General features: G+C 66.8%; 20 protein-coding genes. 10 read left to right on the top strand and 10 right to left on the bottom strand.

The window, feature by feature from the left end; all coding sequences use genetic code 11:
* Positions 1 to 4: 4 nt before the first annotated feature.
* Positions 5 to 367 (bottom strand): 30S ribosomal protein S6, encoded by a 363-nt coding sequence (gene rpsF / locus GR702_RS10165; protein WP_160985775.1) that lies wholly within the window; start codon positions 365 to 367, stop codon positions 5 to 7.
* A 277-nt stretch (positions 368 to 644) separates the two neighbouring features.
* Here rpsF and GR702_RS10160 point away from each other — a divergent pair, with 277 nt between their 5' ends.
* Positions 645 to 3,320: a M1 family metallopeptidase gene (locus tag GR702_RS10160; protein WP_160985774.1), complete on the top strand. Its 2,676-nt coding sequence runs from the start codon at positions 645 to 647 to the stop codon at positions 3,318 to 3,320.
* A 236-nt stretch (positions 3,321 to 3,556) separates the two neighbouring features.
* Here GR702_RS10160 and GR702_RS10155 read toward each other — a convergent pair whose 3' ends face one another.
* Complete coding sequence (locus GR702_RS10155) at positions 3,557 to 4,381, bottom strand: flagellin N-terminal helical domain-containing protein (protein WP_160985773.1); 825 nt, start codon at positions 4,379 to 4,381, stop codon at positions 3,557 to 3,559.
* Positions 4,382 to 4,557: 176 nt separating this feature from the next.
* On the opposite strand from GR702_RS10155, the gene GR702_RS10150 reads away from it, so the two are divergent.
* Positions 4,558 to 5,502: a DUF808 domain-containing protein gene (locus GR702_RS10150; RefSeq protein WP_160985772.1), complete on the top strand. Its 945-nt coding sequence runs from the start codon at positions 4,558 to 4,560 to the stop codon at positions 5,500 to 5,502.
* A gap of 69 nt (positions 5,503 to 5,571) precedes the next feature.
* Here GR702_RS10150 and GR702_RS10145 read toward each other — a convergent pair whose 3' ends face one another.
* The gene (locus GR702_RS10145) at positions 5,572 to 6,984 is read right to left on the bottom strand and encodes a UDP-N-acetylmuramate--L-alanine ligase (protein ID WP_419880293.1); all 1,413 of its coding nucleotides are present in this window, start codon (positions 6,982 to 6,984) and stop codon (positions 5,572 to 5,574) included.
* 136 nt (positions 6,985 to 7,120) lie between these two features.
* On the opposite strand from GR702_RS10145, the gene GR702_RS10140 reads away from it, so the two are divergent.
* The 5 genes from GR702_RS10140 to dnaN all read left to right on the top strand — a co-directional run bounded on the left by GR702_RS10140 (position 7,121) and on the right by dnaN (position 11,672).
* Positions 7,121 to 7,930: an LD-carboxypeptidase gene (locus GR702_RS10140; protein ID WP_160985869.1), complete on the top strand. Its 810-nt coding sequence runs from the start codon at positions 7,121 to 7,123 to the stop codon at positions 7,928 to 7,930.
* Between the two features lie 127 nt (positions 7,931 to 8,057).
* Complete coding sequence (gene fabD / locus GR702_RS10135) at positions 8,058 to 8,993, top strand: ACP S-malonyltransferase (RefSeq protein ID WP_160985770.1); 936 nt, start codon at positions 8,058 to 8,060, stop codon at positions 8,991 to 8,993.
* Between the two features lie 64 nt (positions 8,994 to 9,057).
* Complete coding sequence (locus tag GR702_RS10130) at positions 9,058 to 9,498, top strand: GxxExxY protein (protein ID WP_160985769.1); 441 nt, start codon at positions 9,058 to 9,060, stop codon at positions 9,496 to 9,498.
* A gap of 1 nt (position 9,499) precedes the next feature.
* Positions 9,500 to 10,264, top strand: coding sequence for a 3-oxoacyl-[acyl-carrier-protein] reductase (gene fabG, locus GR702_RS10125; protein WP_160985768.1), 765 nt, complete (start codon positions 9,500 to 9,502; stop codon positions 10,262 to 10,264).
* A gap of 289 nt (positions 10,265 to 10,553) precedes the next feature.
* Positions 10,554 to 11,672, top strand: a complete 1,119-nt coding sequence (gene dnaN, locus GR702_RS10120; RefSeq protein WP_160985767.1) for a DNA polymerase III subunit beta — start codon at positions 10,554 to 10,556, stop codon at positions 11,670 to 11,672.
* A gap of 93 nt (positions 11,673 to 11,765) precedes the next feature.
* Here the strand turns inward: dnaN and GR702_RS10115 are convergent, their stop codons facing one another.
* Positions 11,766 to 13,031: a CaiB/BaiF CoA transferase family protein gene (locus GR702_RS10115; protein ID WP_160985766.1), complete on the bottom strand. Its 1,266-nt coding sequence runs from the start codon at positions 13,029 to 13,031 to the stop codon at positions 11,766 to 11,768.
* Positions 13,032 to 13,185: 154 nt separating this feature from the next.
* On the opposite strand from GR702_RS10115, the gene GR702_RS10110 reads away from it, so the two are divergent.
* Positions 13,186 to 13,977, top strand: a complete 792-nt coding sequence (locus GR702_RS10110; RefSeq protein WP_160985765.1) for an SDR family oxidoreductase — start codon at positions 13,186 to 13,188, stop codon at positions 13,975 to 13,977.
* Between the two features lie 504 nt (positions 13,978 to 14,481).
* On the opposite strand, the gene GR702_RS10105 is transcribed toward GR702_RS10110, so the two are convergent.
* On the bottom strand, positions 14,482 to 15,507 hold the full coding sequence (locus GR702_RS10105) for a substrate-binding domain-containing protein (RefSeq protein ID WP_237449652.1): 1,026 nt from the start codon (positions 15,505 to 15,507) through the stop codon (positions 14,482 to 14,484).
* Between the two features lie 186 nt (positions 15,508 to 15,693).
* Between GR702_RS10105 and GR702_RS10100 the strand changes: the two genes are divergently transcribed.
* Positions 15,694 to 16,905 (top strand): acyltransferase family protein, encoded by a 1,212-nt coding sequence (locus tag GR702_RS10100; RefSeq protein WP_160985764.1) that lies wholly within the window; start codon positions 15,694 to 15,696, stop codon positions 16,903 to 16,905.
* A gap of 104 nt (positions 16,906 to 17,009) precedes the next feature.
* Here the strand turns inward: GR702_RS10100 and GR702_RS10095 are convergent, their stop codons facing one another.
* The 5 genes from GR702_RS10095 to GR702_RS10075 form a co-directional block, all read right to left on the bottom strand.
* Positions 17,010 to 18,176, bottom strand: coding sequence for a thiolase family protein (locus tag GR702_RS10095; protein WP_160985763.1), 1,167 nt, complete (start codon positions 18,174 to 18,176; stop codon positions 17,010 to 17,012).
* A gap of 3 nt (positions 18,177 to 18,179) precedes the next feature.
* On the bottom strand, positions 18,180 to 18,584 hold the full coding sequence (locus GR702_RS10090; protein WP_160985762.1) for a Zn-ribbon domain-containing OB-fold protein: 405 nt from the start codon (positions 18,582 to 18,584) through the stop codon (positions 18,180 to 18,182).
* A gap of 114 nt (positions 18,585 to 18,698) precedes the next feature.
* Positions 18,699 to 19,496 (bottom strand): alpha/beta fold hydrolase, encoded by a 798-nt coding sequence (locus GR702_RS10085; protein WP_160985761.1) that lies wholly within the window; start codon positions 19,494 to 19,496, stop codon positions 18,699 to 18,701.
* A 51-nt stretch (positions 19,497 to 19,547) separates the two neighbouring features.
* Entirely contained in the window at positions 19,548 to 20,300 is a 753-nt protein-coding gene (locus GR702_RS10080; RefSeq protein ID WP_160985760.1) for an SDR family NAD(P)-dependent oxidoreductase, read from the bottom strand.
* 85 nt (positions 20,301 to 20,385) lie between these two features.
* Positions 20,386 to 20,877 (bottom strand): flavin reductase, encoded by a 492-nt coding sequence (locus GR702_RS10075; protein ID WP_160985759.1) that lies wholly within the window; start codon positions 20,875 to 20,877, stop codon positions 20,386 to 20,388.
* A gap of 354 nt (positions 20,878 to 21,231) precedes the next feature.
* On the opposite strand from GR702_RS10075, the gene GR702_RS10070 reads away from it, so the two are divergent.
* A complete protein-coding gene (locus GR702_RS10070) occupies positions 21,232 to 22,662 on the top strand; it encodes an aldehyde dehydrogenase family protein (protein ID WP_160985758.1) in 1,431 nt (476 codons plus the stop codon).
* Positions 22,663 to 22,712: the final 50 nt, after the last annotated feature.

The raw sequence follows: 22,712 nt of genomic DNA, 5'->3' as shown, positions 1-22,712 counted from the left end.
GAAATCAGTTCCCTTCACGTTCGCGACGGCGCGTACGCTCGCGGTCGCTCTTGCGCATCATGACCGAAGGGCCTTCCTCGTGCTCGTCGACGCGGATGGTGACGTAGCGGATGACGTCTTCGTTGATGGAGGTCTGACGCTCGAGCTCGGCGACGGTGGCACCGTTGGCTTCGATGTTCAGCATCACGAAGTGCGCCTTGCGGTTGCGCTTGATCTTGTAGGCGAGATTCTTGAGGCCCCAGGTCTCGGTCTTGACGACCTTGCCCTGGTTCGACTCGACGATCTCGGTGGCGGCGGTAGCAAGCGCATCGACCTGCGCCTGGCTGAGGTCCTGGCGTGCCAGGAACACGTGCTCATATAGAGCCACGGCAGCTTCCTTTTCTCAATCTAACCGATCGCTGGCTTGTCCGCGGGATTGCGGGGCCCCTCCGGCTTTCTTCGGGTCTCGCCCGGGCTCGTTGCCGGGGCGAAGGCGGGCCCATAGCGGAATCGGGCGACAATGCAAGTGCAACCCGCATGCCCGCCACGCGGGAGGCCGCTTTCGGGTGCCTGTTCGGGCACAGTGTTGCCCATCATGGCATTTTTGTTGCGCCCTTTGGTACGCACGTTAGCACAGGTCGTCCTTTCCCAAATACGAGTCGTCCATGAAAATCAATGTTCGCTGCGCCATGCCGGTGCTTCTTGCCGGCGTTGCCCTCTCGACGTTCGTTACGCTTCCGGCGGCCGCGCAGTCGACGAATGCCTCCACCAGCAAGGGCGCGACCGCAGAGACGGTCACCACCCAGCTTCCGCGCACCGTCCGCCCCAGCCACTACGACGTGACGGTCACGCCCGACGCCAAGGCGCTGACCTTCACCGGCAAGGCCGCGATCACCGTGGACGTGCTGGCGGAGACCCGCACGATTACGCTTCAGGCGGCCGACCTCACGATCGCCCGGGCAGCGCTCGCCGGCAAGGCGCTCGGCACGCCGCTCGTCGAACTCGACGAAAAGGCGCAGACGGCGACCTTCACCTTTGCCAAGGCGATCGCTCCGGGAAGCTATGTCCTCTCGATCGACTATGCGGGCAAGATCAACACGCAGGCCTATGGCCTCTTCGCGCTCGACTACAAGGCGGCGGACGGCAGCAGCAAGCGCGCGCTGTTCACGCAGTTCGAGAATTCCGACGCGCGCCGCTTCATGCCTTCCTGGGACGAGCCGTTCTACAAGGCGACGTTCAGCCTGAAGACGATCGTGCCGTCCGACGAGGTCGCGGTGGGCAATCTGCCGGTCGAAAGCCGCAAGGACCTTGGCGGCGGCAAGACGCTGGTGACGTTCGGCCAGAGCCCGAAGATGTCGACCTATCTGCTCTTCTTCGGCCTCGGCGATTTCGAGCGCAAGACGACCAACGCGGCAGGGACCGAGATCGGCGTGCTCACCAAGCGCGGCGATCTTGCGCAGGCCGACTATGCACTAGGCGCTTCGGCGGACCTGCTGCCGTGGATGAACGACTACTTCGGCACGCCCTATCCGCTGCCCAAGCTCGACCACATCGCGGCGCCCGGCCGCAGCCAGTTCTTCTCCGCGATGGAGAACTGGGGCGCGATCTTCTACTTCGAGAACGCGATGCTGCTCGATCCCAAGATCGCGTCCAACTCGCTTCGCGAGCGCATCTTCACCGTCGTCGCGCACGAGATGGCGCACCAGTGGTTCGGCGATCTCGTGACGATGTCGTGGTGGGACGATCTCTGGCTGAACGAGGGCTTCGCCTCGTGGATGGAGAGCCGGGCGACCGAGAAGTTCCACCCCGAATGGCATCCTGAACTGACCGCGCTGGCCTCGCGCGAGGCGGCGATGGGGCAGGATGCCTATGTGACCACGCACCCGATCATCCACCCGATCAAGACCGTCGAGGAGGCCAGCCAGGCCTTCGATTCGATCACCTACTCCAAGGGCGAGGCGGTGATCCGCATGCTCGAGGCCTATGCGGGCTCGGACCAGTGGCGCGCGGGCGTGCGCACCTACATGAACCGCTACAAGAACTCGAACACGGTGACCGACGACCTCTGGCGCGAGATCGAGACGGCTTCGGGCAAGCCGATCGCGCAGATCGCGCACGACTTCACGCTGCAGTCCGGCATTCCGCTGGTAACAGCCACTGCCTCCTGCGCCGGGGGCGAGACCAGCCTGGCGCTCGAACAGGGTGAGTTCACCCGCGACCGGGCGGACAAGAAGCCGCTTGCTTGGCGCGTGCCCGTGCGTGCCGCGGGGCTGACGGGAGAGGGCGCCGAAACGCTCCTGCAGGGCAGGGGGACGCTCAAGGTTGCAGGGTGCGGCCCGGTGGTCGTGAACGCAGGCCAGTCGGGCTACTATCGCGTGCTTTACGATCCGGCGACTTTCGCGGGCCTCACAAAGGCCATCGCGAAGGTGAAGCCGGTCGACCAGCTGGGCATCCTCAACGATGCGGTGGCGCTGGGCTATGCCGGTCGCCAGCCTATGGCCGACATGCTGGACGTGGTGAAGGGCCTTCCTGCGGATTCCTCGTCGCAGGTGATGGAGCGGGCCGCCAAGGTCATCGCCGATCTGGGCGGCTATGCGGCCGGAGACGAGAAGCGCCAGGCCGCCCTGTCGCGCTTCGGCAATGCGCGCCTGCTGCCCGTCCTCAAGCGTCTGGGCTGGACGCCGCGCGCCGACGAGCCCGTGACCGACGGCGACTTGCGTGCCGCCCTTATCGAGACGCTGGGCGGCCTTGGCGAGCCCACCGTCGTCGCAGAAGCGCGCCGCCGCTTCGCTGCCTCGAAGACGGACGCGGCTGCGATCGATCCTTCGCTCAGGGTCGCGATCCTCACCGTTGTCGCCAAGAACGCCGATGCGCAGACCTGGGAGACGCTTCACGCCATGGCGCGCGAGGAAAGCTCGGCGCAGGTGAAGACGACGCTCTACTCGCTGCTCGGCATGGCACGCGATCCGGCGCTTGCCGACAAGGCCCTCGCGCTCGCGCTCACCGACGAGCCGGGTGTGACGACGAGCCCGGTCATCATCAGCTCGGTCGCCGTGGGCCAGCCCGACAAGGCGTTCGACTTCGTAGCGGCCAATCACGATGCCGTCATGGCCCGCGTCGACGTCTCGGGTGCCACGCGCTACGTCGCGCGGCTTGCGCAGGGCAGCTCGGATCCGGCGATGGAAGGCAAGCTGCGCGCCTATGCTGACGCGCACCTGCCCGCCGGAGCCCGCCGCCCGGTGGACGAGGCGATCGCCCGCATCCGCGATCGCATCAAGGTCCGCGAAACCCGCATGGGCGAGGTGGACACGTGGCTGAGGAAGGCCCGCTTCTCGAACTGAGCGGCCTTCCCCGAAGCGTCCCACCTACATGGAAACGCAGCAACGCCGTCCCTGCGCTAGCAGGGGCGGCGTTGTCTTTTGGTGCGCGCCTCTGGAAGCCGCGCCCCCGGACCTGCCCTGCGGAAACCGAAACGCCCGGCGGTCAGGGACTGACCGCCGGGCTGGCCCTCCGGGGGGACGGGAGGCCTCATCGGGTCGCCGCGAGAAGGAGGGCGCGGCGACGCGAAGTCAGGTGTTTAGCGCAGCAGGGACAGGACGTTCTGCTGGCTCTGGTTGGCCTGCGCGAGCATGGCGGTCGAGGCCTGGCTCAGGATCTGCGCCTTGGCCATCTGCGTGGTCTCGGCCGAATAGTCAGCGTCCTCGATGCGGCTACGCGCGTCCGACAGGTTGGTGACGTTGTTGGTCAGGTTGTTGATCGCCGATTCGAGGCGGTTCTGGCCGGCGCCGAGCGAGGCGCGGGTGGCGTTCACGTCCTTGAGCGCGGCATCGACCTTGGTCAGCGTGGTGGCAGCCTTGGTGGCGTCGGTCACGTCGAGCGCCGAGGCGTTGAGGTTCGCGCCGTCGATCGCCTTGGACGTCAGCGTGACCTTCTCGCCCGAGTTCGCGCCGGTCTGGATGTCGAAGCTGAGGTCGCTGCCCGAGGTGGTCGAGAGCAGGGTGTTGCCGTTGAACTTGGTCTGGGTCAGCGAGTCGCTGATCTGCGAGGTGAGCGCGGTCACTTCCTGCTGCATCGCGGCGCGGTCGGAGGACTGGTAGGTGCCGGACGCCGACTGGATCGCCAGTTCGCGGACGCGCTGGAGCATGTTGCTGACTTCCGAGAGCGAGCCCTCAGCGGTCTGGGCGAGCGAGATGCCGTCGTTGGCGTTGCGGATGCCCTGGCTCATGCCGCGGATCTGCGAGGTCATAGAGGTGGAGATGGCGAGGCCCGCGGCATCGTCCTTGGCCGAGTTGATGCGCTTGCCGGTCGACAGGCGCTCCATCGCGGTGCCGAGCATCTTGTTGGCCGAGTTCGAAGCGTTGGAGGCGCGAACAGCGCTGATGTTGGTGTTGATGACAGACATGAAGTTTCCCCGGTAAAGCCTTGATCGTGAAGGCTCCGAGCTTGGCGCCTCCTTCGTACAGGAAAGAGAACGGCGCGGCCGCTCTACAATTAAGCGCCGCGTCTTTCGCTTGATCGGAACTCTTTTCCCCCGCATGGCTTGCATTCGCTTCGCATCTGCAAACAAAAGGATTTCCGATGCCTTCCGGCCTAGTCGCCCTGCTTGACGACGTGTCCGTCATCGCCCGTGCCGCCGCCGCCTCGCTCGATGACGTCGGCGTCGGGGTCGCCAAGGCCGGGACCAAGGCGGCGGGCGTGGTGATCGACGATGCGGCCGTGACCCCCGGCTACGTCACCGGCTTCACGCCCGACCGGGAACTCCCGATCATCTGGAAGATCGCCAAGGGGTCCTTTCGCAACAAGCTGCTGATCCTGCTGCCGATCGCGCTGCTGCTGAGCGCGTTCCTGCCCCAGGCCATCACCCCGATCCTGATGATCGGCGGCCTTTATCTGGCCTTCGAAGGCGCGGAAAAGGTGATCGAGAAGATCGGCGGCGAAAAGCACGGCGAGACGCTGGAAGATCCGGTCGAGGACATCGCCACTTTCGAGAAGACGCGGGTTTCGGGCGCGATCCGCACGGACCTCATCCTCTCGGCCGAGATCATGGCGATCGCTCTGGCCGAAGTCGCTGAAGGAACCCTGTTCGCCCGCGCCGTCACTCTGGCGCTGGTCGGCATTGCGATCACGGTTGCCGTCTATGGGGCCGTGGCGCTCATCGTGAAGATGGACGATGTGGGCCTGCACCTTGCGAAGAAGCCCGGCGCCGGTGCGCAGGCGACAGGGCGCATGCTGCTGAAGGCAATGCCCGTGGTGCTCAAGCTCCTGGGCAGCGTCGGCACGCTGGCCATGCTCTGGGTCGGCGGCGGGATCATCCTCCATGGCCTTGAGGAACTGGGACTGCCGCAGCCCGCCCATGTGGCGCACGACATCCAGCACGCGCTCGAAGCCGCGACCGGACCGCTGGGGCCGGTGGCAGGGTGGCTGGCCTATGCCGTGGCTTCGGCGCTCGTCGGCCTGGTGCTGGGCGGCCTGGTGGCAATGGTCGTCCACCTCTTCGCCAAGGCGCGCGGCAAGGCGCATTGAGCCTCCGGCGCTCGCTTCGACTGGAGCGGCGATAGCGCCCGCCGGGCGATCGCGCGCCCGGTGTCCCCGCTAGGGCAGCGCCGCGAGGATGTCCTTGGCGAAGGCGGTGAGCGTGTCGTCCCGCGCGCCCATGACGACGATACGGTCGTCGGGGCGCGCGTTCGCCGCGATCCAGGCCACGCACTCGGCGCGCGCGGCGATGTACTGCGCATTGCCGCCATGTTCGCGGATCAGACCGGCGATCCGCTCGCTTCCCTGGCTGCGGTCTACCGTGCCGCCGAAATAGACGGGATCGCACAGCACAGTGACGTCATCGGGGCCGAGCCTTGTGGCGAGAACTTCCGCGAGCTGCGCACCTATCTGCCGCAGCGGGCCGTAACCGTGGGGCTGGAAGAACGCGATCACGCGGCCGGGATGCGCCTTCAGGGTCGCCAGCGTGGCCGAGACCTTGTCCGGGTTGTGGCCGAAGTCGTCGATCACCGTGATGCCGGACGGCGAGGTGCCGACCACGTCGAAGCGCCGGGCCAGTCCGGCGAACGATCCAAGAGCGGCCACTGCCTGCGATACGGGGACCCCCGCCGCGCTCGCCGCGGCGATCGCCGCCAGCGCATTGTAGAGATTGTGGCGCCCGGGCACGCGCAGGGTGAGCGGATGAGCGCTGCCCTCGCGCCGGTCGACCACGGTAGCCGTGAGCGTCGTCGGGCCTTCCTGCACATCGCGCGCGTGGATATGCGCATCCTGCGAAGTGATGCCGAAAGTGACCCGCTGCGCCGCAGAGCCCGCGAGAGCCCGTGTTTCAACGTCGTCGAGATTTATGGCGCAAGCCTCTGCCTGATTGAGAAAATCTCCGAAAAGTTCGCGCAGCTCCTCAAGGCTCTTGTGGTCCAGGCTGACGTTGCCGAGCACGGCGACCTTGGGCCGGTACAGCGCAATCGAGCCGTCGCTTTCGTCGACTTCCGAGACGAAGACCGCTCCCTGTCCGACCCGTGCGCTGGCGAAGGGCGCGTCTGCGGTGGCGAAGTTCTTCATCACCGCGCCGTTCATGATCGTGGGATCGCGCCCGGCCTCGGTCATGATCCATCCGATCATCCCCGTCACCGTGGACTTGCCGGAGGTGCCGCCCACGGCGATGCCGAAAGGCGCGGCGTTGAACAGTCGCGCCAGGAGTTGCGCGCGGCTCATGCGCGGACATCCGAGTTCGCGCGCGCGCACCACTTCGGGCACGGTATCCTCCACCGCGGCCGAGGCGACGAGGGTCTGGTCGGGTGACGTCACGCCGCTGCCGTCCTGCGGATGGAGATCGAAGCCGAGCTGCTCCAGCCAGGCGAACTTCTCGGGCGTGCGGCCCTGGTCGCGGCTGCGGTCCGAGCCTGCGACCCGGGCGCCGTGCCCCTTGAGGATGAGCGCGAGCGGCAGCATGCCGGACCCGCCGATGCCGCAGAAGAACCAGGGGTGGGCGGTAAGGTCGGTATCGTCTATCATGGCGAAGGGGTATTCGCTGGACCGGCCAAACTCAACCGGCATCCCTTTGCGCGTGACGGTCCGCCCCGATTTCGCTGGTGGATAAGCGGTGCGGCGCGCCTTCGCGAAGGAATGCGGCGTGAGTAGAGTGCATGCCATGACACGCATCGCCGTCTGTGCGCCTTCCACACCGATCACGCGCGAGGATGCCGCGCGAGTGATCGCGCTCGCGGGCGCAGAATTTCCAGACGTCGAGATCGTCGTACACGAACAGTGCTTCGCAACCGATGGGCATTTCGCCGGAAGCGACAGGCTGCGCACCGATGCCCTGGTGGAGTGCGCGAACGATCCCTCGGTCGATGCGGTCTGGTTCGCGCGCGGAGGATATGGCGCCTGCCGGATCGCTGAGGACGCCATCGCCGCTTTCACCCATGCCGCCGGCGACAAGATCTATCTGGGCTATTCGGACGCGGGCTATCTGCTGGGCGCGCTTTACCGCGAGCGCATCGGCCGACCGGTCCACGGGCCTATGCCTGCGGATGCGAGGCGCCCCGGCGGCGACGAGGCCGTTCGCCGGGCGCTTGGATACCTGTCCGGCCGGCAGGACGGGCTTGAGCCCTCGCTGGCCGGGGAGCGTCACCCGGTCGCCGCGTTCAACCTCATGACGCTGGGGATGCTGTGCGGCACCCGGCTGATGCCGGGCCTCGCCAACCATGTCGTCATGGTGGAGGAGGTTTCGGAATACCTCTATGCCGTCGACCGCCTGTTCTTCCACGTGACGGCGCACCTTGGCGGTATCGCGGGCCTTCGTCTCGGGCGCGTCAGCGACGTTCCCCGCAACGATCGCCCGTTCGGCGCGGAGGCGGAAGGTATCGCCCGCTACTGGTGCGACCGGCACTCCATCGCATTCCTGGGAGAGGCCGACATCGGGCACGACAGCGGCAACCGGATCGTGCCTTTCGGTTGAGCGTGGCCGCGCCAGGGCTTGCCCCGAGCCAACAAGGTCAATAACCCGCTGCGCCACACTCGATTCGCGCGGGTGGCGGGCCGTTCGCGCCGCGCCGCTCGCCGCACAAGGCAAGGACGGTCGCAAGATGCGTGCATTCGTTTTCCCGGGACAGGGCAGCCAGAAGGTCGGCATGGGCGCCGAACTCGCAGAGGCGAGCGCCGTCGCTCGCGAGGTTTTCCAGGAGGTTGACGAAGCGCTCGGCCAGCATCTCTTCCGCATCATGACGCAGGGCCCCGAAGACGAGCTGACGCTCACCGCCAACGCCCAGCCCGCGATCATGGCGCACGCCATTGCGGTGCTGCGCGTGCTGGAGAAGGAGGGCGGCATCTCGCTGGCCGACAAGGCGGACTACGTCGCCGGTCACTCGCTGGGCGAATATACCGCGCTGTGTGCCGCAGGCGCCTTCAGCCTGGCCGACACCGCGCGCCTTCTCAAGCTTCGCGGCGAATCGATGCAGGCCGCCGTGCCGGTGGGCGTGGGCTCCATGGCCGCGCTGCTCGGCGCCGACATTGAGAAGGCGAGCGCGCTGGCGCAGGCAGCCGCGGAAGGCCAGGTCTGCACCGTCGCCAACGACAACGATCCCACGCAGGTCGTGCTGTCCGGCCACAAGGAAGCGATCGAGCGGGCAATCGCGCTCGTCAAGGATCACGGCATCAAGCGCGGCATCGCGCTTCCTGTCTCCGCGCCGTTCCACTGCCCGCTCATGCAGCCCGCCGCCGATGCCATGGCAGAGGCGCTGGCCGCAACGCCTCCGGGACCGCTGCGGGTTGCGCTTTTCGCCAACGTGACCGCATCGGTGGTCACCGACCCATCCGAGGTCCAGCGCCTGCTGGTCGAACAGGTCACCGGCCGCGTCCGCTGGCGCGAGAGCGCCATCGCCATGCACGCCGCCGGCGTCGAGCGCTTCGTGGAACTGGGCGGCAAGGTCGTTGGCCCGATGATCAAGCGCTCGGCCGGCGAAGTGGAAGTGACCTCCGCCTCGACCATGGCCGAGATCGAGGAGCTGGTTAAAACCCTTTGATTGGCAAGGATGAGCGAGCCTGAATAGAAGGAGGCACGCGGAGGCGCGGAGACGCGGAGAGAAGATGGCCGAGATCGATCGTTTGAGCGCCGAGGTCGTCGATGCAGCCTTGCGCATCCATCGAGACCTCGGGCCGGGCCTTTTGGAAAGCGTCTATGAAACCGTGCTTGCCGCGAGCCTTGAGCGGGCGGGATGGAAGGCTGACCGGCAGAAGCCGGTCGCCATCACGTTCGAAGGTCTGCACTTCCCGGCTGCCTTCCGCGCCGATCTGATCGTCGATGATCGGCTGGTCGTCGAGATAAAGTCCGTCGAGCAGCTGACCCGCGTCCATGGCAAGCAGTTGCTCACTTACTTGCGTTTGCTCAATCAGCCCGTAGGGCTGCTGCTGAACTTTGGTGGCGAGACCATGAAGAGCGGTATCCGGCGCGTCGTCAACGGGTATGAACCGGCCGCAGGCCGCTCCGCGTCTCCGCGCCTCCGCGTGAAAAATGATTACGGAGACTGACATGTTCGACCTTCATGGAATGACTGCCCTGGTGACCGGCGCAAGCGGGGGGATCGGGTCGGCGGTGGCCCGCGCGCTGGCGGCGCAAGGGGCGCGGCTGGCGATCTCGGGCTCGAACGCGGACAAGCTGCGCGCCTTTCGCGACGAGCTGGACGAGCACAGCCCGCAGGCCCCGCAGGAGGTCGATCACGTGGCGATCGCCTGCAACCTCTCCGACGCCGAGCAGGTGGAGAAGCTGGTGCCCGCAGCGCTCGAATCGCTCGGCAAGATCGACATCCTCGTCAACAACGCCGGCATCACGCGCGACAACCTCGCCATGCGCATGAAGGACGAGGAGTGGGACGCGGTGATCCGGGTGAACCTGGAATCGACTTTCCGCCTGATGCGCGGCGTCACCAAGCCGATGATGAAGGCCCGTTTCGGACGCATCATCAACGTGACCTCGGTGGTCGGCACCACGGGCAATCCTGGGCAGATGAACTACTGCGCGGCCAAGGGCGGCATCACCGCCATGTCGAAGAGCCTCGCGCAGGAACTGGCGACGCGCGGCGTGACCGTGAACTGCATCGCGCCCGGCTTCATCCGCACCGCCATGACCGACGTCCTGCCCGACGCGCAGAAGGACGCGCTCAACGGCCGCATCCCGATGGGCCGCATGGGCGAGGGCGAGGACATCGCATCGGCCGCCGTGTTCCTCGCCAGCCGCGAGGCAGGCTACGTCACCGGCCAGACGATCCACGTCAACGGCGGCATGGTGATGGTCTGATCGCGCCGGTCTCGCGGCACATGGCACCGGCGGCCTTGCCGCTGGTGCCGAGGTCGCGATTAGCGAAGCGTTGGCGGCGGCAGGGAAGCGCCGCGATCCGGCGGATCGAATCCGCCCGGGACGCGGAGGTTGCGAGCGGGTTCTCCCGAGGAACCGCTCATTTATCCCCAGTTTCGCGGGTTCTCCCGCATATGCCGCTTGCCGACGCACCGACTCGCGTTAGAGATAGTCGTCCGATTTTCGGGTTTTTCGCGAACCCTAGCCCGACCAAGGGGGACCTGAGGCTGCCATGAAGGCCACTATCGAACGTTCCACGCTGCTGCGCTGCCTTTCCCACGTGCAGTCGGTCGTCGAGCGCCGCAATACCATCCCGATCCTCTCGAACGTCCTGATCGAGGCTTCCTCGACCGGGTCCTTGCGCATCATGGCCACCGACCTCGACCTGCAGGTGGTGGAAACGCTCGGCGCCGTCTCGGTGGAGCAGCAGGGGGCGATCACCGTCTCCGCGCACCTCCTCTTCGATATCGCGCGCAAGCTCCCCGAAGGCAGTCAGGTCAGCCTGGACGCGGCCGACAACCGGATGGTGGTCAAGGCCGGGCGCAGCCGCTTCCAGCTGCCCACGCTCCCGCGCGACGATTTCCCGATGATCGCGGAAGGCGAACTGCCGACGAGCTTCGAAATCCCCGCCGCCACTCTGGCCCAGCTGATCGATCGCACGCGCTTTGCCATCTCCACCGAGGAGACGCGCTACTATCTGAACGGCATCTTCCTTCACGTCACGGACGAGGAACTCAAGGCCGCCGCCACCGACGGCCACCGCCTCGCGCGCTTCACGCTGGCCCGGCCGGACGGCGCGCAGGGCATGCCCGATGTGATCGTTCCGCGCAAATGTGTGGGCGAACTGCGCAAGCTTCTGGAAGAAGCGCTCGACACCAACGTGCTGGTCGACCTGTCGGCCAGCAAGGTGCGCTTCACGCTGGGCGGCGAGAATGGCGTGGTGCTGACCAGCAAGCTGATCGACGGGACCTTCCCAGATTACACCCGCGTCATCCCCACCGGCAACGACAAGCTGCTCAAGGTCGATCCCAAGAGCTTCTTCCAGGGCGTGGACCGCGTGGCCACCATCGCTACCGAAAAGACCCGCGCGGTGAAGATGGCGCTCGACCAGGATCGCGTGACGCTCTCGGTCACCTCGCCCGACAACGGCACCGCCGCCGAGGAAGTGCCTGCCGACTATCGCTCGGAAGGTTTCGAGATCGGCTTCAACGCCAATTACCTGAAGGACATCCTGGGCCAGATCGACGGTGACACGGTGGAACTTCACCTCGCCGACGCCGCTGCCCCCACGCTGATCCGCCAGGACGAGAAGAGCCCCGCGCTCTACGTGCTGATGCCGATGCGGGTCTGACCCGGCGCGAGGAACAGGAACAGGGAAGGGCCGGAGCATCGCTTCCGGCCCTTTTCGTTTCCCGGCAATCCTCGCCGGCAGCCCGCTTGCGCGTCAGAGCACGCCGGCCTCGCGTAGCGCGGCAATGCGCGCCGTGTCGTAACCGAGTTCGCCCAGCACTTCGCCCGTATGCTCGCCCAGCATCGGTGGTGCCATCCGGATCGTGGCGGGGCTTGCGGACATGCGGGAGAGCGGGCTGGCGATGAGATCGACCGAGCCGCTGGCCGCATAGGCGTGCGGCGTGGTCGCGCGAAGACCGCGGTGCTGCACCTGCGGGTCCTTCCACACATCCGCCAGCTCGTTATAGCGCGCGGCCGGGATCCCGGCGCCGTCGAGCATGGACTGCATCTCGGGCGTCGTGAAGCGGCGGCTCCAGGCGTTGATGATCTCCATCAGCTCGGCCCGGCTGGTCTTGCCGCGCTTGAGGTTGGTGTCGAAGCGCGGGTCCTCGTTCAGTTCGGGCCGCTCCATCAGCACGGTCAGGCGTCGCCAGTGCTCGTCGGTGCCCGCCGTTAGGTAGATGATCCCGTCCGAGCAGTGGATGAGATCCGCCGGGCCGCCGCCGTTGCCGCCGTTTCCAAGGCGAGGCGGGGCGTTGCCGCTGATGAGGTAGTCCTGCATGATGTGGCTGACCATCGCCACCGAACTGTCGAGCAGGGCGATGTCGATGTACTGCCCTTCGCCCGTCGCGTGGCGGTGCATCAGCGCGCCCAGGATGGCGAGCGCGGTGTTGTGGCCGGTCACGAAATCGACCAGGCTGGGCCCCGTCTTCAGCGGCCCCGCGCCGGGCTGGCCATCTGGAACGCCGGTGACCGCCATCATGCCGCCCGTCGCCTGGAACAACCCGTCATAGCCCGGCAGCGCGGCCATCGGGCCTGTCTGCCCGAACCCAGTGACGGAGCAGTAGACGAGGCGCGGGTTGATGGCCCTCAGGCTGTCGTAGTCTAGGCCGAAGCGCTTCAGGTCGCCCACCTTGTAGTTCTCGATCAGCACGTCGGCGCCCTTCACCAGTTCGCGCAGGATTTCCTGCCCCTCGGGCGCGGCGTGGTTGAGAGTGATCGACCGCTTGTTGCGGTTTGAGACGGTGAAGAAGCTGGAGTGGCGCGTTTCGATTCCGTCCTTTCCCGGCACCCACGAGAAGCCATAACCGCGCCCGTCGTCGCCCACACCCGGCCGCTCGACCTTGATGACGTCGGCTCCCAGATCCCCCAGGATCTGCGCGCCGACCGGAGCGGCGAACACGCGGCTCATGTCGATCACGCGGATGCCATTGAGAGCGGCTGTCGGAAGTTGGGAGGGCGCGGGGTTGTCGTTGTCCATGGCCTGTGGTCGCTGTCCTGATTTCGCGTCCTGCCTAGCCAGAGGCCGGCGCCTGGCAAAGGCGCGCCCGGGCAATACCGCCGGGGCGTTTCGCCAGTCGCGGCGGCGCGGCTAACACCGCGAGCGGACAATATCTCGGCAGGGAGCGGGTGAAGTGAAGGTAGCGATCATCACGGGGGCGGGCAGCGGCATCGGCCTCGAGACGGCGAAGATTCTCCATCAGGAGGGGTTCGCGATCTGCGGCGTCGGCCGTTCGAAGGAAAAGCTCGCCACGCTGGAGGCCGAGATCGGTGATCCCGCGCACGTGCTGGCGATCAGCGCTGACCTGACCGACCCCGCGGCGCCTGGCGCGGTGGTGGCGCAGACCCTTGCCCGCTTCGGGCGCATCGACGCGCTGGTCAACAATGCAGGCGTCGGCAGCCCCAGGCCGCTCGACGAGACGGACGACGACACGCTGGACGACTTCCTCGACATCATGCTCGTCGCCCCGTTCCGCCTGTGCCGCGACGCAATCCCGCACCTTTCCGCCGGCGCGAGCGTGGTCAACGTGACGAGCACCTTCGCGCATATCGGCGGGCGGCGCGGCGGGGCCTACTCGGCCGCGAAAGGCGGACTGAAGTCGATGACCGAGCACATGGCCTGCGAATATGGCCCGCGCGGCATCCGCTCGAACTGCGTGGCGCCCGGCGTCACCATGACCGACATGGTGCGCCACCGCTTCGAGGACGAAGGCTTCAAGCGCGCCAACGTGGAGACCACGCCCTATCCCCGGCTGGCGCAGCCCCGCGACGTAGCCTCGGTGATCGCGTTCCTGTGCCTTCCGGGAAGCGAGATGATCAATGGGCAATCCATCGTCGTCGATGGCGGGTGGACGGCCACGAAATACCTGAGCCCTCGCGTCACTCGAACTACCTGGGTAGAGCCGGAAAACAGCGCTCCGGCTTGACATGAATAACCATTTAGGTTATATGTCGCAGCATCGATGGCGATTCCAGGATCACGATCGAGCAAGCGGCGGGCCGGGAGCGTGTAGCTGACGCTTCTTTCGTTCCCGGCGCGGTCGGCGTTTCGGTCGTGGACACCGGAACAGCCACAAGAGGATGCGCGGACGAAGATGAGGGTATGCCCTCAGGTAAGATGGCATGGGATGCGAGCCCTGCCCGTCACCCCCGCGCACCGCACGGGCTCGGCCATCGGGAGTTTCTTTGCCTCTCCCGGGACCCTCGGCGAATAAAAGGTTTGAAGCGGCAGTCCTTGCGTGATGCCCGCAAGGAACCCCCAGCGCCGACCGCCTCGCCGTCCGCTGAACCCTTCCCCGGCGTTATCCCGCATTCGCCAGCGGGCCATCAGGCGCGCCCGCTCGCATTCCATCTCCGGCACTCATTGTTGCAGGCGCAAGGTCACCGCCTTGCCGAGCCGGGATGCACCCTTCGGCCGACGCGTGGACCCCTCAAAGCGCCGCCACCGAATCGCGCACCACGAGACTTGCGAAGAACTCCATCTCGCGCGGAGCATCCTCTCCGGTAACGAGGCGTACCGCCTCGGCGGCCATGAGGTCCCAGGGGATGTGCATCGCCGTCAGCGTCGGGAGAGTGCGCGCGAGCAGCGCGGAGTCGCCGATGCAGGCGACCGAGAGCTCCCCCGGCACCGCAACCCCCATCTGCGCTGCTGCATGGAGCAGGCCCGCCGCCATCTCGTCGTTCGAGGAAACGACCGCGGTCGGCCTCGGGCTGATCTCTAGCAGGAGGCGCCCCGCCTCGATCCCCGAAACGAAGGAATCGTCGCCAGGCACGATGAGTGCGGGTCCCCGGTCGAGTCCGGCGTCTGCCATGGCATCGAGGTAGCCGAGCTCGCGCTGCTGGGCGGCCAGCGAATCCTCCGGGCCCGAGACGAAGCCGATGCGGGCATGGCCCTGCGCCACGAGCCAGGTCACGAGATCGCGGGCGGCGCGCCGCTCGTCCGAGGCGATGGCGTGCTGGCCGTCCGCCCCGTCGTGCCCGCGAGCGGGGCCGAGCCGGGCGCAGGGCACCCCGGCCTCGGCGCAGAGATGGGCAAGGTCGGTGCGCTCGGGCGAGGGCGGCAGCAGCACCACGCCGGCGGGACGGTGACGCTGCAGGAAGGCGCGCAGGCGCGGCGCGGCATCCCCGTTCGGCAGCGCAAGCACGACGAGCGCGGCAACGCTGCCATCCAGCGCCTCGGCCATGCCCGCTTCCACCGCCTCGAGTACGCCGCGATCGCTGCCGTCGTGCACGAGGGCGAGCAGGGCGCCTCCGGCGGCAGGCGCGGGCCGTGACGAAGGGCGCAGAGCCGCGCGCGCAGCCGGGACCGGCATGGGAGGGGCGCCAGTCTCCCGCGCGGCGGCAGGCATCGGTGCCGATGGCAGGACAGGCGGGGGCGCAGGCGCAAACCCCGCGCGCTCGATCAGCGAGGCGGGACGGCCCGCGCTGTCGGGATCGGAAGGGCGAGGGGCGCGCATGGTTCGATCATCGGGCGTTGCTGAGGCCGCTCCAACCCCAGTCTCGTCCGAAGCGGATCGGAAAAGCGCGACAGCGGCGTTACTCTCTATTACAAGCGTCTGATTGCAGACCGGTGGCAACCAGCCTATTGAGCCGGCGATAATGCCCGGGCGAAACGCCGGGTCGCACATCGCCCACGGAAAGAGATGCAGCCCGCTTCCACCCTACGCCCCATGCCGGCCCGGCCCCATCGCCATTATGGAATGGACTGGCTGCGCATCGGCGCCTTCGTGATGCTGATCTTCTATCACGTCGGCTTCTCGTTCACGCCATGGGGATACCAGACGCCCACGCGCGGTGTCGTGCCCTGGGCCGAGATCCCGCTGCTGGGCCTCAGCGCATGGCGCCTCGCGCTGCTTTTCGCGATATCCGGATACGCCAGCGCGGCGCTTCTGACGCGCGACGCGGATGCCGCTTCGTTCCTGAAGAGCCGCCTGCTGCGCCTGGGCATCCCGCTGCTGTTCGGCCTGACGGTGATCGTGCCGCCCCAGCCTTACATGGGGCTCGTCAACAGCGGCTATGCGCACGGCTACGGCTACTTCCTCCTCCACGACGCGTTCAGCTTCCGGCGGGTCATCCACGAGAACCTGCCTGCCGTCATGCACCTGTGGTTCGTCATCTACCTGCTCGCCTACACGGTGGCGCTGTGCCTTGCGCAGATGGCGCTGCCGGCCCGCTGGCGGGTGCGCCTCCACCTGATTTCCGAGCGGCTGCTGGCCGGGGGATGGCTGCTGCCGATCGGCTGCGGCCTCGTCTATACGGCGCGCTCGGTGGGCGGCGAGTGGACCGATACCCACGCGATCCTGACCGACTTTGCAGCGCATCTCCATTACGGTGGCATGTTCCTGTTCGGCTTCCTGCTGCGCCGGTCCGGGCCGCTGCACCGCACGGTCGCCCGCCAGTGGAAGCCTGCGCTGCTGCTCGGCCTTGCCGGCTATGCCTTCGTCGCGCTCGAGGCGTGGTACTTCCCCGGCAACGTGCGAACCCCGCGCGTGTGGCTGGAGCCTCTGGATTTCGCCAAGGCGGTGCAGTGCTGGGGCACGGTGATCGCGCTGTTCGGCATCGCCGACCGTTTCTGGAACCGCGACGGACGCTGGCGCGCCACGCTGGTGGAAGCGGTGTTCCCGGTGTTCATCGCCCACCAGACGGTGATGGTGCTGGTCAGCTACTGGTTGCGCGACAAGGGGCTGACCGCGCTGCCCGAGTTCCTGGTCCTGTGCGCCTCGGTGGCGGTGGGGTCCTGGCTGTTCTACCTCGCCGGGCGCGAAATCGGGCCTTTGCGTCCGCTCATCGGGCTCAAGCGCGCGAAGACCCCGCGCCGGGCGAAGGCCATTCCCATTCCCTCCACCGCTGCCTGAGGCGGGCAGGGCAGCGCGCGTGCGATCTGCCATCGTCGTCCCCGACCCCGCGGGAGGAGAGCCCGCGGGGTCGGAGCCGGCCTGTCTTGTCTCAGACCTCTGCCTCAGTCCCGGGCGAGGAGCAGCGCTGCCGCCAGCGGCCCGCCGCCCGAAGTCGCCACGGCCACTTTCGGGTCTCCCGGGATCTGGCGTTCTCCGGCCTTCCCGCGCAACTGGGTCACGGCCTCGTGCGCGAAGCCGAAGCCGTGTAGGCGGCCTGCCCCAAGCTGTCCGCCCGAGGTGTTGAGCGGCAGTTCCCCGTCGCGCGCGATCCGCGTGCCGCCCTCGATGAAGCGACCGCCTTCGCCCTTTTCGCAAAAGCCCAGGCCCTCCAGCCAGGTAATCGGCAGGAACGCGAAACCGTCGTAGAACTGCGCCGTGTCGACGTCTTCCACGGTGTAGTCGGTATGCTGCCACAGGTCGCGCCCGGCGTCATAGGCGGCGGGCCACTCCGCCTGGTCCCATGAGTAGCGGTCGACCGAACCGGACATCGCGGCGATCCGCACCGGCCGGCAGGTCACCTCGTCCAGCGCGTCTTCCGCAGAGACGATGACCACGGTGGAGGCATCGGAGAACCTGTCGCAATCGTAAAGGCACAGCGGCGTCGAAATCATCCGCGCGTCCATGTACCTGTCGAGCGTCAGCTCCTCCTTCGTGATCGCCCTCGCGCGCGGGTTGAGCATGGCGTTGCGCGATGCGTTGAGGGCGATCTGACCCAGCTGCTCGCGGGTCATGCCGTACTTGTGGACGTGGCGCGCGGCGTACTGCGCGGTCCAGCAGGCGGCCGAGGTCGCCCAGAACGGGCTGGTCCACTGCGAGGCGCCCGACACGGTTTCGGAGCGCTGCGGCATGTACTGCGCGGGATCGGCCATGCCGCCCGCCTCGTAGACGGTTCGGAAGCACAGGACGTGGCGGCAAATGCCCTGCTTCACGGCCCAGGCCGCCATCGCGATGGCGGCAAGCTGGGCGGGCTGCTCCATGGCGCCCATCTGCCATTTCGACCTGATCCCCAGCGCTTCGATGACCTCGTCCGTGCCGACGGGCGAGAAGGCGAGGTACCCGTTCGCCTTGCCCGGGAAGGAGAAAACCCCGTCGATCTGCTCGAAAGTCAGTCCCGCCTCGGCCACGGCTTCGCGGGCCGCGTCCAGCGTGAGGAGCAGGGGATGGCGGGGCAGGCGCACGCCTACTTCGGACTGGCCGACGCCGGTGATGTAGGCTTCCTTGCTTGCCATGGCTCAGCCCACCTTCTCGAACAGCGGATAGAAGATGCCGTCCTGTTCCTCGAATACGACCCTGACGCGGTCTCCGAAGGCGACATCCTCGACCGGGGAATTGACGATGTTGGTGGTAAGATAGACGCCCGGCACGCCGTTCAGCGCCACGCGGGCGATGACGTACGGCACTTCGAGGCCCTTGGCCCAGGGCTGGTGGTTGATCGTCATCGTGTCGATCACGCCGGTGCCGGCGACAGCGTGCGGCTCGATGTTCTCGGACTGGCAGTGGCGACACAGGACGCGGGGAGGATGGGTGAACTGTCCGCAGTCACCGCAGCGCACGATATTGAGGCGCCCTTGCGCACCGCCGGTCCAGAAGGCGGTGTTTTCCTCGTCCAGCTTCGGCCTGGGCCGCGGTGGGTTCATGCTCTCGTCTCCCGTACCTGGAGGCGATCAGTTCCGTCTGGCGCCGGGCTCGTCAATAGCACCCCTTCCACTCATCGCGCCCACGCTCGCGCGGCGGGGAAGAGGCAGTCGGGATCAGCCCTCGGCTTCGAGGAACTGCCCGATCTCGGCAGCGATGCTCTCAGGATTTTCGAGGTTCAGCATGTGTCCCGCGTGGGCATGGTCGATGCGCGTGACGTTCGTGGCCAAGGCCGCAATCGCGTCGGCGATGAGCCTGAAGTCTTCTGTGTCGCGTGCGCCGGTGAGCAGCAGCGTCGGCAGCGCCAGGCTGGAGAGGCGGTCGACGTCGGGAAGGGCGGGGCGCTGGTCGTCCTGCACCCACTGGCGGCCGGGGAAAGCCATGACCGCATCGTGCAGCGCCTGCCCCCCGGCACTCTCGCGTACGCTGTCGAAGAGCGGGTGACGCCACCACAGTTCACGGGCGTGGGCCATGTCGCCACCACGCGCCGCACGCCCGATCTGCTTCCACCGCTCGACCCATTCGGCCGACCAGGACCATCCCACGATCAGGGGGCTGACGAGCACGAGACGCGCCACCCGATCGGGCGCATCCAGCGCCATGTTCAGCACGCTCGCTCCGCCCAACGACATGCCGCAAAGGTGCGCGCAGTCGATCCCAAGCGCGTCGAGAACGGCCAGCAGGTCTTCGGCATGGGAGAAGGGCGTCCCCGGCTCCGCGCGCGAGTTTCCGAAACCGCGCTGGTCATAGGCCACCAGAGGGCGCCCGGAAGGCAGGGCGGCGATCACCTGGCGCCAGTCCTGCCAGGATCCGCCGAAGCCATGGAGCAGCACAAGCGGCGTGCCGGTGCCTGCCCGCCGCACGCCGCTGATTTCCGCCTGATCGAGTTCGACGCGAAATGGTGCCAGATCCATGCGGACAGGTTAGCTCGCCGCTCGCCGGAGTAAAGCTGGAGTAAAGACGCGTCAGGCCGAACCCATGTAGCGCCCGCCGTTGGTGCTGATCGTCTGCCCGGTCATGTAGCCCGCTTCGTCGGAGGCGAGGAAAGCCGCCGCCGCAGCGATGTCCGCGACCTTGCCGAGGCGATCAACGGGGAGCGATGCGCCATAGGCTTCGGCATCGATCGGCGCGCCGCGCAGCATCGGGGTGTCGATCGATCCGGGCGGGATCATGTTCGCGGTGATGCCGGTCTTGCCCAGTTCCAGCGCGAGCGCCTTGGTGAGACCGAGCAGTCCTCCCTTCGAGGCGACGTAGTGGCTCTGTGCGAAGGAGCCCGACTGCGTGGAGGAAGACGTGATGTTGATGATGCGGCCCCATCCGGCCGCCAGCATGTCGGGCACGATTTCCTTCGTGACCAGCCAGGGCCCCTTCAGATTGACGCGTATCACCCGGTCGAATTCCTCCTCCTCGATGTCGGCGAAAGGGGTGAAAGGCGCGATGCCGGCGTTGTTGACCAGAATGGTGATCGGCCCCAGCGTTGAACGGGTCGCGTCGGCGGCCGCCCTGATTGCCGCACGGTCGGAACAGTCGACCGTGATGGCGATCGCCTTGCCGCCTGCGTCCTCGACCATCCTGACTGTCTCGGCCGCGCCGTCGGGATTGAGGTCCCACACGGCGATGGCCGCGCGGTCCTCGGCAAGGCGCAGGGCGATGCCCCTGCCGATGCCCGAGCCGGCGCCGGTGATCACGGCAACCTTGCCGTCAAGCGAACGTGTCATGCGAAGGGCTCTCCCGGATTGAATGTGCTGAACGGATGAACAGCACAGATGCCGGTAGAATCAAACCGCTGGCGCGATACCGCCCTTACATGCGCTCGGCGAAGCTGCCGTAGCGGCCGCGATGGAACAGCATGGGATCGTCTTCGCGCACGGTTTCCATGCGCAGGACCTGGCCCAGCACGAACCAGTGGTCGCCCGCCTCGGTGACCGAATAGAGCCTGCACTCGATCGCGGCGATCGAATCGGCGATGATCGGCAGGTCGTTTTCCGAAACCGCGTACTCCACGCCCACGAACTTCGCCTCGCCCCGGGCGGTGACGGCACGGCAGACATCGCCCTGGTCGCTCGCCATGACGTTGACGCAGAAATGTCCGGCCTTCTCGATCAGGGGCCAGGAGGTGGACGACTTGTCGGGGAAGAAGCCTACCAGCGGCGGGTCGAGCGAGACCGAAGTGAAGCTGCCGACCACCATGCCCGCGGGCTTTCCGTCCGCAAGAGCGGTGATCACGCACACGCCCGTGGGATAGCTTCCAAGGACCTTGCGGAAGGCAGCCGGATCGATCGTCGTCTCACTCACACCCACAACCCTTTTTCTGCTGAGCCCCGCAAAGAACGCGCCGCCGCGATATCGCCATGCCCTAGTGCCCGCAAGGACTGTGCTGGGCAATAGGGCAAGGTCATCTGTGAGAACGGCGCTGCTTTTCGGGACTGGTTTATCGACGGAAGCCTCCGATTAAGGATAGTCGATGCAATTTAATCGCGCGCTTAAAAAGCTTGCTCTGACTTTGCGGAAAGGGCAGGTAACGAGGGTGTAACGGATCGCCTGTCGCTTGCGGGGCTGAAAGCCCGAAGGGTCAAGGACGATCGAACGCTTGCTTACTGCGGGGCCTGTCGGCCCGGAAACCGTGCGTAAACAAAGGGAAGATGGATAATGGCCACTGCCGAACTGATCGCCGAAACTCCGAGTCCGGTCGCCGACGAGGTCGCCGCGCTGGTCGCCCGCTCGCGCGCTGCGCAGGCGTCGATCGAGAACGCGACGCAGGAGGATGTCGACCGCTGGATCCGCGGCATGGTCTACGCCGTGTGCCGGCCCGGGATGGACGAGGAGCTCGCCCGCGAGACGGTGGAGGAAACGCAGCTCGGCAACTACGAGGGCAAGTTCAAGAAAATCTCGATCAAGACGCGCGCCACGCTGATGGACATCCTCGGCGACAAGTCCGTCGGCATCATCGAGGAGGACCGCGAGCGCAACATCGTCAAGATCGCCAAGCCGGTGGGCGTGATCGGAGCCCTCAGCCCCTCGACCAACCCCGAGGCGACGCCGGTCATCAAGGCGATCAGCGCGGTCAAGGGCCGCAATTCGATCATCATCTGCCCGCACCCGCGCGCCAAGTTCGTCAACGCCAAGATCTGCAACCTGATGCGCGACGCGCTGGTCAAGATGGGCGCGCCTGCCGACCTCGTGATCCCGATCGAGCAGCCTTCGGTGGAGAAGACCAACGAGGTCATGAAGCAGTGCGACCGCATCCTTGCGACCGGTGGCACGCCGATGGTGAAGGCCGCCTATTCCTCGGGCACTCCGGCGCTCGGCGTGGGCGTGGGCAATGCTGTCATCACGGTGGACGACACCGCCGATCTCGACGACGCGGCGGCGAAGATCCTCCTGTCGAAGACGCTGGACTATGCGGCCTCGTGCTCGTCGGACAACTCCGTCATTCTTCTCGACGCGATCTACGACCAGATGCTGGAGAAGCTGAAAGCCAAGGGCGGCTTCGTGGTCGAGGGCGAGAACAAGACGAGGCTGGAGAACGCGATATGGGAGGACGGCGAGCACATCAACGCCAAGGTGGTCGCCCAGTCGCCGCAGTTCATCGCTGACTATGCCGGCTTCACGATCCCCGAAGGCACCGCCTTCTTCATCGTGCCCGAGACCGGCTATGGCCCCGACCACAAGTTCTCCGGCGAGAAGATGACCGTCACCATGGCGCTCTACCGCGCCAGCGACATTGACGAGGCGATCCGGCTGACGAACGCGATCCAGGGCTATCAGGGGCAGGGCCATTCCTGCGGCATCTACTCGACCAGCGACGAGAACATCATGAAGCTGGCCGCCGGCACCAAGACCAGTCGCGTGATGGTCAACCAACCCCAATCGGCGTCGAACTCGGGCAACCTGTGGAACGGCATGCGCCAGACGTTCTCGCTCGGCTGCGGCTCGTGGGGCGGCAACGCCACGAACAACAACGTGACCTGGCGCGACCTCATCAACGAAACCTGGGTGTCGAAGCCGTTGGCTCAGAACAAGGTGATCCCTTCGGACGAGGAACTGTTCGGCAGGGACATCATCGAGCTTGTCGGCTGACCTTCGCGAGGCAACCGGAGGGGTGGAGGAGCGTTTCTTCCACCTTTATC

Origin of the sequence: Novosphingobium silvae (assembly GCF_009856825.1) — a bacterium.
Lineage (GTDB): Bacteria > Pseudomonadota > Alphaproteobacteria > Sphingomonadales > Sphingomonadaceae > Novosphingobium > Novosphingobium silvae.
The sequence above is the reverse complement of the archived record's forward strand: the minus strand, read 5'-3'. Positions and strand labels throughout refer to the sequence as shown.

Coding starts and splice junctions, on each gene's coding strand:
- GR702_RS10160 (WP_160985774.1), top strand. CDS start 645: ATGAAAATCAATGTTCGCTGCGCCATGCCGGTGCTTCTTGCCGGCGTT.
- GR702_RS10155 (WP_160985773.1), bottom strand. CDS start 4,381: ATGTCTGTCATCAACACCAACATCAGCGCTGTTCGCGCCTCCAACGCT.
- GR702_RS10150 (WP_160985772.1), top strand. CDS start 4,558: ATGCCTTCCGGCCTAGTCGCCCTGCTTGACGACGTGTCCGTCATCGCC.
- GR702_RS10145 (WP_419880293.1), bottom strand. CDS start 6,984: ATGATAGACGATACCGACCTTACCGCCCACCCCTGGTTCTTCTGCGGC.
- GR702_RS10140 (WP_160985869.1), top strand. CDS start 7,121: ATGACACGCATCGCCGTCTGTGCGCCTTCCACACCGATCACGCGCGAG.
- fabD (WP_160985770.1), top strand. CDS start 8,058: ATGCGTGCATTCGTTTTCCCGGGACAGGGCAGCCAGAAGGTCGGCATG.
- GR702_RS10130 (WP_160985769.1), top strand. CDS start 9,058: ATGGCCGAGATCGATCGTTTGAGCGCCGAGGTCGTCGATGCAGCCTTG.
- fabG (WP_160985768.1), top strand. CDS start 9,500: ATGTTCGACCTTCATGGAATGACTGCCCTGGTGACCGGCGCAAGCGGG.
- dnaN (WP_160985767.1), top strand. CDS start 10,554: ATGAAGGCCACTATCGAACGTTCCACGCTGCTGCGCTGCCTTTCCCAC.
- GR702_RS10115 (WP_160985766.1), bottom strand. CDS start 13,031: ATGGACAACGACAACCCCGCGCCCTCCCAACTTCCGACAGCCGCTCTC.
- GR702_RS10105 (WP_237449652.1), bottom strand. CDS start 15,507: ATGCGCGCCCCTCGCCCTTCCGATCCCGACAGCGCGGGCCGTCCCGCC.
- GR702_RS10100 (WP_160985764.1), top strand. CDS start 15,694: ATGCAGCCCGCTTCCACCCTACGCCCCATGCCGGCCCGGCCCCATCGC.
- GR702_RS10095 (WP_160985763.1), bottom strand. CDS start 18,176: ATGGCAAGCAAGGAAGCCTACATCACCGGCGTCGGCCAGTCCGAAGTA.
- GR702_RS10090 (WP_160985762.1), bottom strand. CDS start 18,584: ATGAACCCACCGCGGCCCAGGCCGAAGCTGGACGAGGAAAACACCGCC.
- GR702_RS10085 (WP_160985761.1), bottom strand. CDS start 19,496: ATGGATCTGGCACCATTTCGCGTCGAACTCGATCAGGCGGAAATCAGC.
- GR702_RS10080 (WP_160985760.1), bottom strand. CDS start 20,300: ATGACACGTTCGCTTGACGGCAAGGTTGCCGTGATCACCGGCGCCGGC.
- GR702_RS10070 (WP_160985758.1), top strand. CDS start 21,232: ATGGCCACTGCCGAACTGATCGCCGAAACTCCGAGTCCGGTCGCCGAC.